Below are 13,346 nucleotides of genomic sequence, written 5' to 3'. Positions count from 1 at the left end.
ATCTCCATGTGTCAATGACCGGAGAACGGGTGAAAGGGCATTGACCGGTAAGGCTGAGGGTCTGCCCCCCGCTTGCGGCACCGGAAAACGGCGGCGCATCTTACCGGCAACCTCCCCGGACAACCCCGCCCGGTGTCTTTCGGTTTTCACCGGCAGGTCTCCTGACTGGCGGGTCAATGACTGCGCCGTCTTCCCGGACCGTTTTGGCCCAGTGACGTCATGGCACAGCTCTCGCCGCCTACAGTTGCGGGGGCAGTTCCGTTTGGCGCCGGCAGGCACCGCGGATTCCCTCTTAGCCCTTTCGGGACCGGTAAAGCGCGGGTAGCCCATCCCTTTCGCTGCGGCAAGAAAAAGTTACTTTGCAGCAGAAATTCTGCGAACCGGGCACAGCAGGCAGCCTATGGAGGACGGTTTCCCAAGCCACGGCCAGATGGAAATTTCCAGCACAAGCTGCTCCAGGGATGGGGCACCCATCGGCCGCAGCTGCAACATCGTGGCTGCAAACTGTCCTGAACCATACCGCAGCCCCGTTACTCGACCACGATCAGATCGGTATCCATCGCCTTGAGCATGTCCTTGACGGCCTGCGGCGGCTGCGCGTCCGTATAGAAGACTTCGAATTTGGTATCCTTGCCGACCGACACCGGCGCGCGCTTGTTGAACTTGTCATGATCGGCCACAACAATCCGGACCTGCGCATTGGCCGCCGCGACACGGGCCAGATTTGCCTCTTCGAGATCATGCAGCATGAAGCCCTGTTCGGCATTGATCGCCCCGGCCGAAAAGATGGCAAACTGCACGTTCAGCCGCCGCACCAGATCCAGCGCCTCGGCCCCGAAGGCACCGCCGTCATGCGGGCGCAGCTCGCCGCCCGCCAGAAACACCCGGTTGTTATTGCGCGAGGCAAGCGCATGGGCCACCAGCACGGAATTGGTCACCACAAAGAGGTTTGACCGCTGCCGCAGCTCCTGCGCCACATAAGCGGTGGTGGAACCGACGTCCAAAAAGACCGAATCCCCGTCGCTGATGGTCTTGGCCACCTCGATGGCCAGACGCTGCTTTTCTGAGGCGTGGGTATCCATCCGGTTTTGCAGCGGCAGCTCGTTCACATCCTCAATCAGATGCACCCCGCCGTGCACCTTGCGGACCGCTTGGGCATCCTCCAGCGTGCGGATGTTTCGCCGGATGGTTTCATTCGACACGCCCAGCCTGCCGGCCAGATAGCTGACCCGGCAGGACCCCCCCGCCTGCTGCAGCGCCCGCAGGATTTCCTCTTCACGCTGATTGGTGGTCTTGCGGCTTTTGGTCATTGGGCCTCCTGTTGCGTTGCTACGTCAGAAAGCCACAAAAAACAACACATGAGCCGTTGATGCGGCGTTGACAGCCTCAAATCGCTCAATTTTTGAGGTTAATGTGGCTTATTGTGGTTTTTTATTGACTGACAGACACAACCGCCGCACCATCACAGCAGGCGACGCCAAGAATCGCACAAAATGCCACATATCAGGGAAGTCCTTATGCTGAGAAACTTCAACGCTTTGGGAGCCGTGGCGCTGACAGCCGCCGTTTCCGCTTCATCCGCCTGGGCCGCCGAGTCCTCCGACCCCATCAAACTGACCCTGCACGACTGGTCCGGCCAGTTGATCAACACCAAGATCATGGGCAGCATCCTGCAGGAAGCAGGGTATAACGTCGAATATGTCCAGGCAGACTATATCGCGCAGTTTGCCGGGCTGAAGACCGGCGATCTGCATCTGGCGATGGAAATCTGGGAAACCACCGGGCGCGAGGCGCTGGACGACGCAACCGCCTCGGGCAAAGTGGTCAATGCCGGCGAAACCGGGCTGATGGCGATCGAGGAATGGTGGTACCCCGCCTATATGAAAGACCGCTGTCCCGGCCTGCCCGACTGGCAGGCGCTGAAGGACTGCGCCGAGGAATTCGCAACGGCGGAAACCTCTCCCTACGGGCGCTATGTCGGCGGCCCGGTCACCTGGGGCGGTTTTGACGAAGAACGCGTCGAGGCGCTGGAGCTGGAATTTGAAGTGGTCCACGCGGGCACCGATGCGGCGCTGTTTGCCGAACTGGAATCCGCCTATCAGCGCCAGGACCCGATTGTCCTGTGGGTATATGTGCCGCATTGGGCTCCGGCCAAATACGACGGCGAATTCGTGGAATTCCCGCCCTATTCCGCGGAATGCTACGCCGATCCTGCGGCGGGGGTGAACCCGGATCTGGCCTATGACTGCGGCAAGCCGCGCGGCCCGATCTGGAAAGCCGCCTGGGCCGGGCTGCCGGAGAAATGGCCGGGCGCCTATGAGATCGTGCAGTCCTACCAGATTACCAACGAAGAGATGAGCGCCATGGTCGGCAAGGCTGATCTGGACGGTGTTGATATCGATACAGTGGTGTCGGATTGGATGGCCGCAAACAAGGACCGCTGGTCCGGCTGGGTCGGCAACTGATCTCACTCCCCGGGGCTGCTGCACGCTTTCAGGCGGCCCCGGCCTTTTCCCCTGTCCCGTCAATCAGCCCGGCCGCATTCCGCGGACCGGTTCAGGAACCGCATTGATGCCCCCCAAGACCAAACTCTCCTGCCGAAATGTCTGGAAGCTTTACGGCGCCAATGCCGAGGCGTTTTTGAACGGCAACCCGTCCCCCAGCGGCGCAGAGATCCGCAAGGCGGGTATTATCGGCGCTGTTCGCGATGCCCGCATCGACATTGCCGAAGGCGAGATATTTATCATCATGGGGCTGTCCGGGTCCGGCAAGTCCACTCTGGTGCGCTGCCTGTCGCGGCTGATCGAGCCGACCGGCGGCCAGGTGCTGTTTGACGGCGTGGATCTGCTGACCGCCAGCGCGCGCGAATTGATCGAAATCCGCCGCCATAAGATGGGCATGGTGTTCCAGCACTTTGCCCTGCTGCCGCATCTGACCGTATTGCAGAATGCGATGTTCCCGCTGACGGTTCAGGCCGTCCCCAAAGCCGAGGCGGAGGCCAAGGCCCGCGAGGTGGTGGAGCTGGTCGGTCTCAAGGGCCGCGAGGATTACTACCCGCGCGAGCTGTCCGGCGGCCAGCAGCAGCGCGTCGGCATTGCCCGCTCGCTGGTGACAGAGCCTGATCTGTGGTTTCTCGACGAACCGTTCTCAGCGCTGGATCCGCTGATCCGCCGCGAGATGCAGGACGAATTCCTGCGCCTTCAAGCCCGCTTGCACAAGACCATCGTCTTTATCACCCACGACTTTGAGGAAGCGGTGCGTCTGGCCGACCGGATCGCCATCATGAAGGACGGCGAAATCATCCAGATTGCCACGCCCGAGGAACTGGTGCTGAACCCGGCCACAGATTATGTCGCTGAATTCACCCGCCATATCCCGCGCTCCAAGGTGCTGACAGTGGGCGGCATCATGACCCCCGGCACCGGCGGCGAAGGCACCCCGGTACTGCAATCTGCGCGGGTGTCGGAGGTGGCCGAGCAGATTATCGTAGCGGACGCGCCGCGCCCCGTAAGTGACGGCAGCGGCCGGATCGTCGGCAGTATCGGCCGCCAGGCCGTTGCCCGGGTGCTGTTTGGAACAGGGGACGCAGCATGAAGCCGCGCCTGCCAGCACAAGCCGCCGCCGCCTGGGGGCTGGTACTGGCCACGATCCTGCTGGGCTGGTTCGGCCGCGACCTGGCCAAGGCGCTGGATGCGCGCTGGCTGGTCAAATGGCCCTCAGGATGGGTGATCCCGTTCAAAACCCATATCTCCGCAGGCATGACCTGGCTGGTCGAAGACGCGGCCATCGGCCCGGTGTCCTTCACCGATGCCACCCGCGCCCTCGCCTGGCTGATCGAACAACCCTATGAGCTGATGCTTAGCCTGCTTGCGCATGGCTTTCTATTGGGTTCCGGCCCGGATCAGCAGATCCTGCTGCCTGCCATCAGCTGGATTGCCGTCACCGCCGCAGCGGTCGCGCTGGGGCATTACTGCCGCAACTGGGGGCTGGCGGCGCTGGTCGGGGCCTGTTTTGCCTACCTTGCCGTATTCGGGCAGTGGGACAGTGCCATGGTGACGCTGGCCTCGGTGGTCATCGCGGTTCCGATCGGTGCGGCCGGCGGGCTGCTGGCGGGCATTTGGGCTTACCGCCATCCGCTGGGCGAACGCATCCTCTCCCCTGTGCTGGACTTGATGCAAACCATTCCGATCTTCGCCTATCTGGTGCCGATCCTGTTCATGTTCGGCTTTGGCCCGGTTTCGGCGCTGGTTGCCACCATCATCTATGCCACCCCGCCGATGATCCGCATCACCATCATGGCGCTGAAGGCGGTGGACCCGGAGATCCTCGACTTCGGCCGCATGGCCGGCACTACCTCGCGCCAGCTGATGTGGCGGGTGCTGGTGCCCTCGGCCAGCCAAAGCCTGATGGTGGGCGTCAATCAGGTCATCATGCTGTCGCTGAACATGGTGATCATCGCCTCGATGATCGGCGCGGGCGGGCTTGGTTTTGACGTGCTGGCCGCGCTGCGCCGGCTCGACATCGGCGCCGGGTTCGAGGCAGGCATTGCCATTGTGGTGCTGGCTATCGCCGTGGACCGGCTGAGCCAGGCACTGGCAGAGCGCATGGGCCAGGTTCACCACACGCCGCCCGGAACCTTTGCCACCCGGCACAAGCGCACGGTGCTGGTGCTGTCCCTGCTGGCCGTCACCTGGGTTCTTGGCCGCTTCTCGCCGTTGCTGCTGGACTATCCGGCCGGCCAGACCATCACCACCGGCGACTTCTGGAACGATGCCGTCAAATACCTGAATGTGAATTACTTCGACGCGTTTGAGGCCGTGAAGGTATTCTTCCTCCACTGGTTTATGCTGCCGATCAAGAAAACCCTGCTGGGCCTTCCCTGGCCCTGGGCCATCGCCATGCTGACGCTGCTCGGCTGGCGTGCGGGCGGCGTCGGGCTGGCACTGCTGTGCGGCGGGCTGTCGCTGCTGATCGTGGTCAGCGGCCTGTGGGCCAAGGCGATGGTCACAGTCTATCTCTGCGGTGCCTCGGTTATCCTGGCAACACTGATCGGTGTGCCGCTGGGAGTGCTGGCAGCGCTCAACCGGCGCGCAGGAATCGCCATCAACCTGCTGATCGACACGCTGCAGACTCTGCCCAGCTTTGTTTACCTGATCCCGGTGGTGATGCTGTTCCGGGTCGGCGACTTTACCGCGCTGATTGCCATTGTGCTGTATGCGCTGGCACCGGCAGTCCGCTATGCGGCTCATGGCGTGCGCAGCGTCAGCGGCGAGCTGATCGAGGCAGGGCAGGTCTCGGGCTGCACCAAATGGCAGCTGCTGCGCCTGGTGCGCCTGCCTTTGGCGCTGCCGGAGATCCTGCTGGGCATCAATCAGACCATTATGCTGGCGCTGTCGATGCTGGTGATCACCGCGCTGGTGGGCACCCGCGACCTGGGCCAGGAGGTGTATATTGCGCTGACCAAGGCCGACACCGGCCGCGGCCTGGTGGCAGGTCTTGCCATCGCCTTTATCGCCATCATCGCCGACCGGCTGGTCAATGCCGGTGCCCGCGGCGCCCGCATCCGCTTTGGACTGGAGAGCTGAGCATGAGCCAATCCGATCTGCTGAACCGCATCCGTGCCCTGCCGATCTGGCAGGGCGGGATAGACATCAAGCCGCTCGACGGCGGTATCACCAATGTGAATTGCCTGGTCCAGGACAGTGCTGGCAAATACGTGGTGCGCGCGGGTGATGACATTCCCCTGCACCAGGTGATGCGCTTTAATGAGCTGGCGGCCAGCCGTGCAGCCCATGCCGCCGGCCTGTCGCCTGCGGTTGTTCACACCCAAGACGGCCTGACAGTGCTGGAGTTCATCGAAAGCCGCACCCTGACCGAAGCGGACGTGCGCGACCCCGCGATGCTGCCGCGGGTGCTGGAGCTGGTGAAATCCTGCCACCGCGATGTGCCCCGGTACCTGCGAGGCCCGGCATTGGTGTTCTGGGTTTTCCATGTGATCCGCGACTATGCGGCGACCTTGCAGGAGCAGAACAGCCCGCATGCACCGCTGACCAATGAGCTGGCCGGCATCGGCAACAGTCTGGAACAGGCCGCCGGCCCCTTTGACATTGTCTTTGGCCATAACGACCTGCTGTGCGGCAATTTCCTGGATGACGGAGAGCGGCTCTGGCTGATCGACTACGACTATGCCGGCTTCAACTCGCCGTTGTTCGATCTGGGCGGACTGGCCTCCAACAACGGATTGACGCAGCAGCAGGAGCAATGGCTGCTCGAAACCTATTTCGAAGCACCGGTGAAGGATGAGCTGCTGCACCGCTATGGGGCGATGAAATGCGCCTCGCTGCTGCGCGAAACCATGTGGAGCATGGTCTCGGAAATCACTTCCGAAATCGACTTTGACTATGCGGCTTACACCGCCGGGAACCTCACGCGCCTGCGCGCCGCACTTGACGACTTTCAAAACACCTGAGGACTGACATGACCGAACTCCCCTCAACTGCCAAGGCAGTCATCATCGGCGGCGGCATCATCGGCTGCTCGACAGCCTATCACCTGGCCAAACTGGGCTGGACGGATACCGTTCTGCTGGAGCGGAAAAAGCTGACCTCGGGCACCACCTTCCACGCCGCCGGGCTGGTCGGGCAGCTTCGATCAAACGCCAATATCACCCAGCTGCTGGGCTATTCGGTCGATTTGTATAACAAGATCGAGCAGGAAACCGGCCTGGGCACCGGCTGGAAGATGAACGGCGGGTTGCGGCTGGCCTGCAACGAAGAACGCTGGACCGAAGTCAAACGCCAGGCCACCACCGCGCATTCCTTTGGTCTGGAGATGGAGCTGCTGACCCCCAAGGAGGCGCTGGATCTGTGGCCTCTGATGGATATCTCCGACGTGATCGGTGCCGCCTTTATGCCTACCGACGGCCAGGCCAACCCGTCCGACATCACCCAGGCGCTGGCCAAGGGCGCGCGGATGGCCGGGGCGAAGATATTTGAGGACACCAAGGTCATCGATATCGAGATCAAGAACGGAAAGATCCGCGCCGTTATCACCGAACATGGCCGGATTGAGTGTGAAAAGGTGATCTGCTGTGCCGGCCAATGGACCCGCAATTTTGCCAAGCGGTTTGGTGTCAACGTGCCGCTGGTGCCGATGGAGCACCAGTATATGGTGACAGAGCCGTTCGAGGGCGTGCCGTCCAACCTGCCCACCCTGCGCGATCCCGACCGGCTGACCTATTACAAGGAAGAAGTCGGCGGGCTGGTGATGGGCGGCTATGAGCCGAACCCGATCCCCTGGGCCCAGGACGGCATCCCCCGGGGCTTCCACTACACGCTGCTGGACAGCAATTTCGACCATTTTGAACAGCTGATGGAACAGGCGCTTGGCCGGGTCCCGGCGCTGGAGCATGCCGGTATCAAGACCCTGACCAACGGACCCGAAAGCTTTACCCCGGACGGCAACTTCATCATCGGCGAGGCGCCGGAGCTGCAGAACTTCTTTGTCGGCGCGGGTTTCAACGCTTTCGGCATCGCCGCAGGCGGCGGCGCCGGCATGGCGCTGGCTGAATGGGTGAAAAACGGCGCGCCGCCGTTTGACCTGTGGTCCGCCGATATCCGCCGCTTTGGCCGCCCGCATTTCGACACCGACTGGGTCCGCACCCGCACGGTTGAGGCTTATGGCAAGCATTACACCATGGCCTGGCCGCATGAGGAACACGACTCCGGCCGCCCCTGCCGCAAGTCGCCGCTTTATGACACGCTCAAACGCCAGGGTGCCTGCTTTGGCGAGAAACTCGGCTGGGAACGCCCGAACTGGTTTGCCGATACCGCCAGGGGTGAAACGCCCCAGGATGTCTACAGCTTTGGCCGTCAGAACTGGTTCGAGGCGGCGGGGCGCGAGCACAAGGCCGCCCGCGAAGCCGCGGTGCTGTTCGACCAGACATCATTCGCCAAATTCGCGTTGAAAGGCCCGGATGCGCTGGCCGCGATGAACTGGATCTGCGCCAATAACGTGAACAAGCCGGTGGGATCGCTGATCTACACCCAGATGCTGAATGACAAAGGCGGCATCGAATGCGATCTGACCGTGGGCCGCGTGGCGCCGGACGAGTTCTACATCGTCACCGGCACCGGCTATGCCACCCATGATTTCGATTGGATCCGCCGTAACATCCCCGATGGCCTGAACTGCCAGCTGTTCGACATCACCTCCTCCAATGCGGTGCTGTCGCTAATGGGGCCGAAGGCGCGCGATATCCTGTCCGCCGTCACCCGCGACGATGTTTCGAACGAGGGCTTCAAGTTCGGCACTATCCGAACCATCGGCATTGCGGGCTGCCCGGTTCAGGCACTGCGCGTCACTTACGTGGGCGAACTGGGCTGGGAGCTGCACCTGCCGGTGGAATACGCCCAGACCGTCTATACCGCGCTGATGCGGGCCGGGCATCCGCACGGGCTTATCAACGCAGGCTACCGCGCCATTGAATCCTTGCGCCTGGAAAAAGGCTACCGCGCATGGGGGGCCGACATCGGGCCGGACCACACCCCGTTCGAAGCCGGGCTTGGCTGGGCGGTAAAGCTGAAGCAGGACATGCCCTTCAAAGGCCGCGCCGCCGCCCAAGCGCAGAAAGCCAAGGGTGTGAAAAAGATGCTCGCCTGCTTCACCACCGATCCCGGTGTGGTGCTCCTTGGCCGCGAAACCATCTATCGCAATGGCCAGCGCGCCGGCTGGCTCAGCTCGGGCGGCTATGGCTACACGGTGGGGCAATCCATTGGTTACGGCTACATCCGCAACTCAGATGGCGTTGATGCAGAATATGTTCTGAGCGGCGACTACGAGCTGGAAGTCGCCGCTGAGAGGGTCCCCTGCAAGGTGCAGCTCAGCCCGCTCTACGACCCGTCGATGAGCCGGGTGAAGGCCTGAGGCAGCACGCCTGGGCGGAGCGAAACCACTGGGTTACTGCCCCGCCCGCCCGCGCTGGTTTTGGCGGGACGCCCCAGGGCACTGGCACATCCCCGGCTGGCAAGATCAGACCGCGTGCCAGAGCTGGAACAACAGCCCCGCGGAAAAGGCTCCGCTGAGCGATAGGCCAAGGTACAGCGCAAAAACCTGCGGACGGGCCAGCGCCCATACCGCCATCGCTGCGGGGATCGAGGTCACGCCGCCAGCCACCAGAAAGGCAAGGCCTGCCCCCGGCGCCATGCCCTGCTCAATCAGCCCGCCGACCAGCGGCAGCGCCGCATAGCCGTTCAGATAAGCCGGGACACCAACCAGCGTTGCTGTAATGATCGGCAGCAGCCCTTCGCCGCCCAGGGCGGAGGTCACTGTTTCCGCCGGGATCCAGGCCAGCATCAGACTTTCCAGAATAAAGGCCAGCAGCAGCCATTTGGCCAGGAACAACGTCGTGGTCCATGCAGTTGCGGTAAATTTTGCCCGGCGCTCTGGCTCGGTCCAGAATGTCCAGACCACCGGCTTGGGCGCGCGCAGTTTTGCTCCGCCGCAGCCGCCGTTTCCGACACCGTCACGCAACGCATCCTTCAAGGCGCCGCTCTGGTTCAGCAAATGGACAACCAGGCCGCCAAAAAGGCCAAGCCCCACTGCGGCTGCGGTTTTGGCCATCGCGAATTCAACACCCAAAACTCCGGCGGTCAGAAAGAACATCGAGGGATCCATGATCGGCGACGCCAGCCAGAACGCCATGACGGCGGACAGCGGCACCCCCATCGACAAAAGCGCGGCGATGAGCGGGATCACCCCGCAAGAGCAGAACGGTGACAACCCGCCCGCCAGTGCGCCGAGCGCAATCATCAGAAGCGGTTTGCCGGTAAAAGCCTTGGCCACCAGATTGTCTGCACCGGTGGCGCCTGCCCAGGCCGCGATGGCAATGGAAAACAACAGATAGGGTGCCGTATGCGCCAGCGCCGCCCCGGCAAAAACAGCACTGCCGGCGGATTGCGCCGGATCAAAAATGGCCAGCAGCAGCAGAATTGCGGCAGAGGCGAACCAGACCCGCTGCTCTAGGAAGAACCGCCAGAGGGATACACCTGGTCTTGGAGGAACGTTTGTTGCATTTGTCATTTCTAAATCACCGGATTTATAGTTATTTAAGGCCGAAAAAGAAAGCATATCACTTCATGCGCTCTCCTTCTTGGAGGCCAGGGCCACACCTGTGCAGCATTCGGATGTCAGGAAATTCACCACGCCAAGCATGACGGGGTAATCTACCCGGTTGAAAACCTCACGCCCGCGCTTATCCTGCACGACCAGCCTGGCATCCACCAATGCCGACAGATGATGCGCCAGCGTGGAGGGCGCCAAACCCAGATGTTCGGCAATTTCGCCAACCCGCAGCCCACCCTCGCCTGCTTTGACCAGCAGGCGGAAGATGGCCAGACGGGCATCGTGGCCAAGGGCAGCAAGGGCGCGGGCGTTGTGGCTTGATATTGTCATGACGCCAAAATAACCACAAAACCGGTTATGTCAAGATACGGGCCGATCGAAGCACCAAGTGAATCTTGCACGTGCCGCCCGCACCAAGTGTGAACAGCCCCCTGCCCGCCGCTACCGGCCGCTATCCAACAGCATCAGGCCATGTGCAAAGCCACGGCCTGACGGCTGGTTTACGCGGCCTAGCTGTTGGGCCGCACCCGCGCGGCGGTTTTGTTGGCAAAGGCCTCCAGCCGTTCGCGCGCTGCGGGCTGGGTGTTCACAACGCCGGCCACGACAGCCTCGGCATAGGCCGCATCCATGCCCGACATGTTGTTCAAATGGCTGATCGCCGAACAGATGGCATAGTTGGTCAGCGGCAGGTTTTGCGCGACCTTATCGGCAAGCTCGACCGCCTTGTCGAAGCTGGACCCTTCGGTGATGTATTGCGCCAGTCCCAGATCGACCGCTTCCTGCCCCTGATACACCCGGCCCGTCAGGATCATGTCGATCATCCGGTATTTGCCGATCATGTCGGACACCCGGATGGTGGCGCCGCCGCCGGTAAAAATACCGCGCTGGCCTTCAGGAAGCGCAAAATAAGTGGTCTGATCCATCACCCGGACATGGGCCGCGCTGGCCAGTTCAAGCCCGCCGCCGACAACCGCCCCCTGAAGGGCGGCAATGATCGGCACCCCGCCGTATTCCATCTTGTTGAAGGCCTCGTGCCAGCGCAGGCAGACATGCATGAAGTCATCCGGGCTGCGGTCTTCCTTCCAGTGCTCCACCAGATCAAGGCCAGCACAGAAATGGTCGCCCGCGCCAGCCAGCACCACTGCCTTTACCCCGTTGCGATGCGCACCGCTGAAAAAGCAAATGAGTTCCTCAATCGTGGCAGCATCCAGCGCATTTCGCTTGGACGGCCGGTTGAGCGAGACAATAAAGACACCATTGTCCCGCTGCTCAATGGCGAGCTTTTCATAGGTTTGCGAACTGGCTGCTTGCGACATTGTTCTGACCTTTTCGTTACTGTCCGGCCCCTGTCCAGGCCGGGAATTTCCATTGTTCAGATTTCGAAACCGGCATCGAACAGGCTATTGCTGCCGTCGATGATCCGGGCGCTTTCGGTTCCGCATTCCACAAGAATATGCTGTGCATAAAACACTGCGGTGGCAATTTTCTGCGTCATGTAGGCTGTGTCTTCGCCCTGTTCCAGCTTGGATTCAGCAGCCAGGACCGACCTGCCCAGCTGCCAGCCCGAGGCAAGATTGCCTGCCAGCATCAGAAAAGGAACACCGCCGGCGTAAGCCGCATTGGGGTCGTTGGGCGCGGTCTCCAGAAGCCAGGCAAGGCTGGCCTCAAACGCGCCTCGCGCCTGCCCCAGCCGGTCTGCAACCAGCTGCGCCTTGGCGCTGCCCTTGCACAAGTCTGCCTCGACCGACTGGATCATGCCGGCAAAGCGGCGAGCGGTCTTGCCGCCGTCCCGCAGCACTTTGCGGCCCAGCAGATCATTGGCCTGGATCGCCGTCGTGCCCTCGTAGATCGGCAGAATCCTGGCATCCCGGTAAAATTGCGCAACCCCGGTTTCTTCGATGAACCCCATGCCGCCATGAACCTGCAGACCCATTGAGGTGACTTCCACGGACCGTTCCGTGCAGCACCCCTTGACCAGCGGCACCAGAAATTCGGCCATCTCCGACGCCTCGCCGGCCTGTTCGGCCTCGGCGTGCTGCGCCAGGTCCAGCCATCCTGCAGTGGCCATCGCCAAAGCCCGCCCGCCTTCGGTCAAGGCCCGCATCCGCAGCAGCAACCGCCGCACATCCGGGTGCTGAAGGATCGGCACAGCCTCCTTGGAGCTGCCGTCAACCGGGCGGCTCTGCACCCGCTCCTGCGCATAGCGCAAGGCGTGCTGATACGCGCGTTCGGATACGGCAACCCCCTGCACGCCCACAGAAAACCGGGCGGCCCGCATCATCACGAACATATATTCAAGGCCCCGGTTCTCCTCTCCCACCAGGAAACCGGTGGCGCCTTCAAATTGCAGAACCGCGGTCGGGCTCGCCCTGACGCCCAATTTATGCTCAATACTGACACATTGGACGGTATTGCGCCGGCCAAGCGATCCGTCTTCTTGGACCAGGAATCTCGGCACAATGAACAGGCTCAGCCCCTTTGGGCCGGCCGGGGCATCAGGGGTTCTCGCCAAAACAAGATGAACGATGTTTTCGGTCAGGCTGTGCGCGCCATAGGTGATGAAGATCTTTGTTCCGCTGATCGAATACGCACCATCCGCACCGGGTTCCGCCTTGCACCGCACGCGCCCCAGATCACTGCCCGCCTGGGGTTCTGTCAGGTTCATGGTGCCGGACCACCGGCCGGAAATCATCGGCTCGAGGTATCGCTTTTTCTGCGCGCCGGAGCCGGTAAGCAACAGCGCCTCTACCGCCCCGTCGGTCAAAAGCGGGCAAAGCCCGAAACTCATATCCGCTGCGTTCAATATCTCCGTCGCGGCGGCCCCTGCGGCCCGCGGCAGCCCCATCCCGCCAAACTCCTCCGGGTGCGGCAGGCTTTGCCAGCCCATCCCGGCGTATTGCGCATATGCCTGCGGGTATGGCTCGGGCATCACGACATTTTCACCGTCGAACCGCGCTCCGGTGTCGTCCCCGGTGCCCGAAAGCGGAGCAATTACGTCCGAGCAAAAACGCCCGAACCCTTCCAGCGCTGCCTGGATATCCCCGGTTTCGATCCCGGAATAAGCCGCCAGAGATGCAACCCCGGGCCAGTCAGACAAATGCTCGATATTGAACATGATATCGCGAACCGGCGCCTGATAGGTCATTTTGCTGCTCCGAATTTGGGTTCCTTCACGCCAACTACGTGTTGTTTGACAACGGTTCCACGTCCATATGGGACAAAAT

At 62.1% G+C, this 13,346-nt stretch carries 10 protein-coding genes and 1 riboswitch; of the genes, 5 read left to right on the top strand and 5 right to left on the bottom strand.

Translation table 11 applies throughout. The features are described 5' to 3' along the window. Positions 1 to 134: 134 nt before the first annotated feature. Positions 135 to 327: riboswitch (cobalamin riboswitch) on the bottom strand. Between the two features lie 203 nt (positions 328 to 530). Further along, on the bottom strand, positions 531 to 1,310 hold the full coding sequence (locus tag ETW24_RS05640; protein WP_129370127.1) for a DeoR/GlpR family DNA-binding transcription regulator: 780 nt from the start codon (positions 1,308 to 1,310) through the stop codon (positions 531 to 533). 183 nt (positions 1,311 to 1,493) lie between these two features. Between ETW24_RS05640 and ETW24_RS05635 the strand changes: the two genes are divergently transcribed. The 5 genes from ETW24_RS05635 (at position 1,494) to ETW24_RS05615 (ending at position 8,925) form a co-directional block, all read left to right on the top strand. Next, complete coding sequence (locus tag ETW24_RS05635; RefSeq protein ID WP_237456259.1) at positions 1,494 to 2,465, top strand: ABC transporter substrate-binding protein; 972 nt, start codon at positions 1,494 to 1,496, stop codon at positions 2,463 to 2,465. A 106-nt stretch (positions 2,466 to 2,571) separates the two neighbouring features. Next, entirely contained in the window at positions 2,572 to 3,594 is a 1,023-nt protein-coding gene (locus ETW24_RS05630; protein WP_129370126.1) for a quaternary amine ABC transporter ATP-binding protein, read from the top strand. Continuing rightward, a complete protein-coding gene (locus tag ETW24_RS05625; RefSeq protein WP_129370125.1) occupies positions 3,591 to 5,585 on the top strand; it encodes an ABC transporter permease in 1,995 nt (664 codons plus the stop codon). The genes ETW24_RS05630 and ETW24_RS05625 overlap by 4 nt, the downstream gene beginning before the upstream one ends. A 2-nt stretch (positions 5,586 to 5,587) precedes the next feature. Continuing rightward, complete coding sequence (locus tag ETW24_RS05620; protein ID WP_129370124.1) at positions 5,588 to 6,469, top strand: phosphotransferase; 882 nt, start codon at positions 5,588 to 5,590, stop codon at positions 6,467 to 6,469. Between the two features lie 8 nt (positions 6,470 to 6,477). Further along, entirely contained in the window at positions 6,478 to 8,925 is a 2,448-nt protein-coding gene (locus ETW24_RS05615) for a GcvT family protein (RefSeq protein WP_129370123.1), read from the top strand. Between the two features lie 105 nt (positions 8,926 to 9,030). On the opposite strand, the gene ETW24_RS05610 is transcribed toward ETW24_RS05615, so the two are convergent. The 4 genes from ETW24_RS05610 to ETW24_RS05595 all read right to left on the bottom strand — a co-directional run bounded on the left by ETW24_RS05610 (position 9,031) and on the right by ETW24_RS05595 (position 13,267). Beyond that, complete coding sequence (locus tag ETW24_RS05610; RefSeq protein WP_129370122.1) at positions 9,031 to 10,080, bottom strand: permease; 1,050 nt, start codon at positions 10,078 to 10,080, stop codon at positions 9,031 to 9,033. Between the two features lie 54 nt (positions 10,081 to 10,134). Continuing rightward, positions 10,135 to 10,452: an ArsR/SmtB family transcription factor gene (locus ETW24_RS05605; protein ID WP_129370121.1), complete on the bottom strand. Its 318-nt coding sequence runs from the start codon at positions 10,450 to 10,452 to the stop codon at positions 10,135 to 10,137. A 179-nt stretch (positions 10,453 to 10,631) separates the two neighbouring features. Beyond that, positions 10,632 to 11,438 carry a methylthioacryloyl-CoA hydratase gene (dmdD, locus tag ETW24_RS05600; RefSeq protein WP_129370120.1) on the bottom strand — a complete coding sequence of 269 codons (807 nt, stop codon included), beginning with the start codon at positions 11,436 to 11,438 and terminating at the stop codon, positions 10,632 to 10,634. A 56-nt stretch (positions 11,439 to 11,494) separates the two neighbouring features. Beyond that, the gene (locus tag ETW24_RS05595; protein WP_129370119.1) at positions 11,495 to 13,267 is read right to left on the bottom strand and encodes an acyl-CoA dehydrogenase; all 1,773 of its coding nucleotides are present in this window, start codon (positions 13,265 to 13,267) and stop codon (positions 11,495 to 11,497) included. Positions 13,268 to 13,346: the final 79 nt, after the last annotated feature.

Source organism: Leisingera sp. NJS204 (assembly GCF_004123675.1).
Taxonomy (GTDB): domain Bacteria; phylum Pseudomonadota; class Alphaproteobacteria; order Rhodobacterales; family Rhodobacteraceae; genus Leisingera.
This window is presented reverse-complemented; position numbering and strand designations above follow the sequence as displayed.

What these genes read in the sequence shown, in the direction of transcription:
- ETW24_RS05595 (WP_129370119.1), bottom strand. Translation starts at nt 13,267, where the DNA reads ATGACCTATCAGGCGCCGGTTCGCGATATCATGTTCAATATCGAGCAT.
- ETW24_RS05620 (WP_129370124.1), top strand. Translation starts at nt 5,588, where the DNA reads ATGAGCCAATCCGATCTGCTGAACCGCATCCGTGCCCTGCCGATCTGG.
- ETW24_RS05615 (WP_129370123.1), top strand. Translation starts at nt 6,478, where the DNA reads ATGACCGAACTCCCCTCAACTGCCAAGGCAGTCATCATCGGCGGCGGC.
- ETW24_RS05625 (WP_129370125.1), top strand. Translation starts at nt 3,591, where the DNA reads ATGAAGCCGCGCCTGCCAGCACAAGCCGCCGCCGCCTGGGGGCTGGTA.
- ETW24_RS05635 (WP_237456259.1), top strand. Translation starts at nt 1,494, where the DNA reads ATGCCACATATCAGGGAAGTCCTTATGCTGAGAAACTTCAACGCTTTG.
- ETW24_RS05605 (WP_129370121.1), bottom strand. Translation starts at nt 10,452, where the DNA reads ATGACAATATCAAGCCACAACGCCCGCGCCCTTGCTGCCCTTGGCCAC.
- ETW24_RS05640 (WP_129370127.1), bottom strand. Translation starts at nt 1,310, where the DNA reads ATGACCAAAAGCCGCAAGACCACCAATCAGCGTGAAGAGGAAATCCTG.
- dmdD (WP_129370120.1), bottom strand. Translation starts at nt 11,438, where the DNA reads ATGTCGCAAGCAGCCAGTTCGCAAACCTATGAAAAGCTCGCCATTGAG.
- ETW24_RS05630 (WP_129370126.1), top strand. Translation starts at nt 2,572, where the DNA reads ATGCCCCCCAAGACCAAACTCTCCTGCCGAAATGTCTGGAAGCTTTAC.
- ETW24_RS05610 (WP_129370122.1), bottom strand. Translation starts at nt 10,080, where the DNA reads ATGACAAATGCAACAAACGTTCCTCCAAGACCAGGTGTATCCCTCTGG.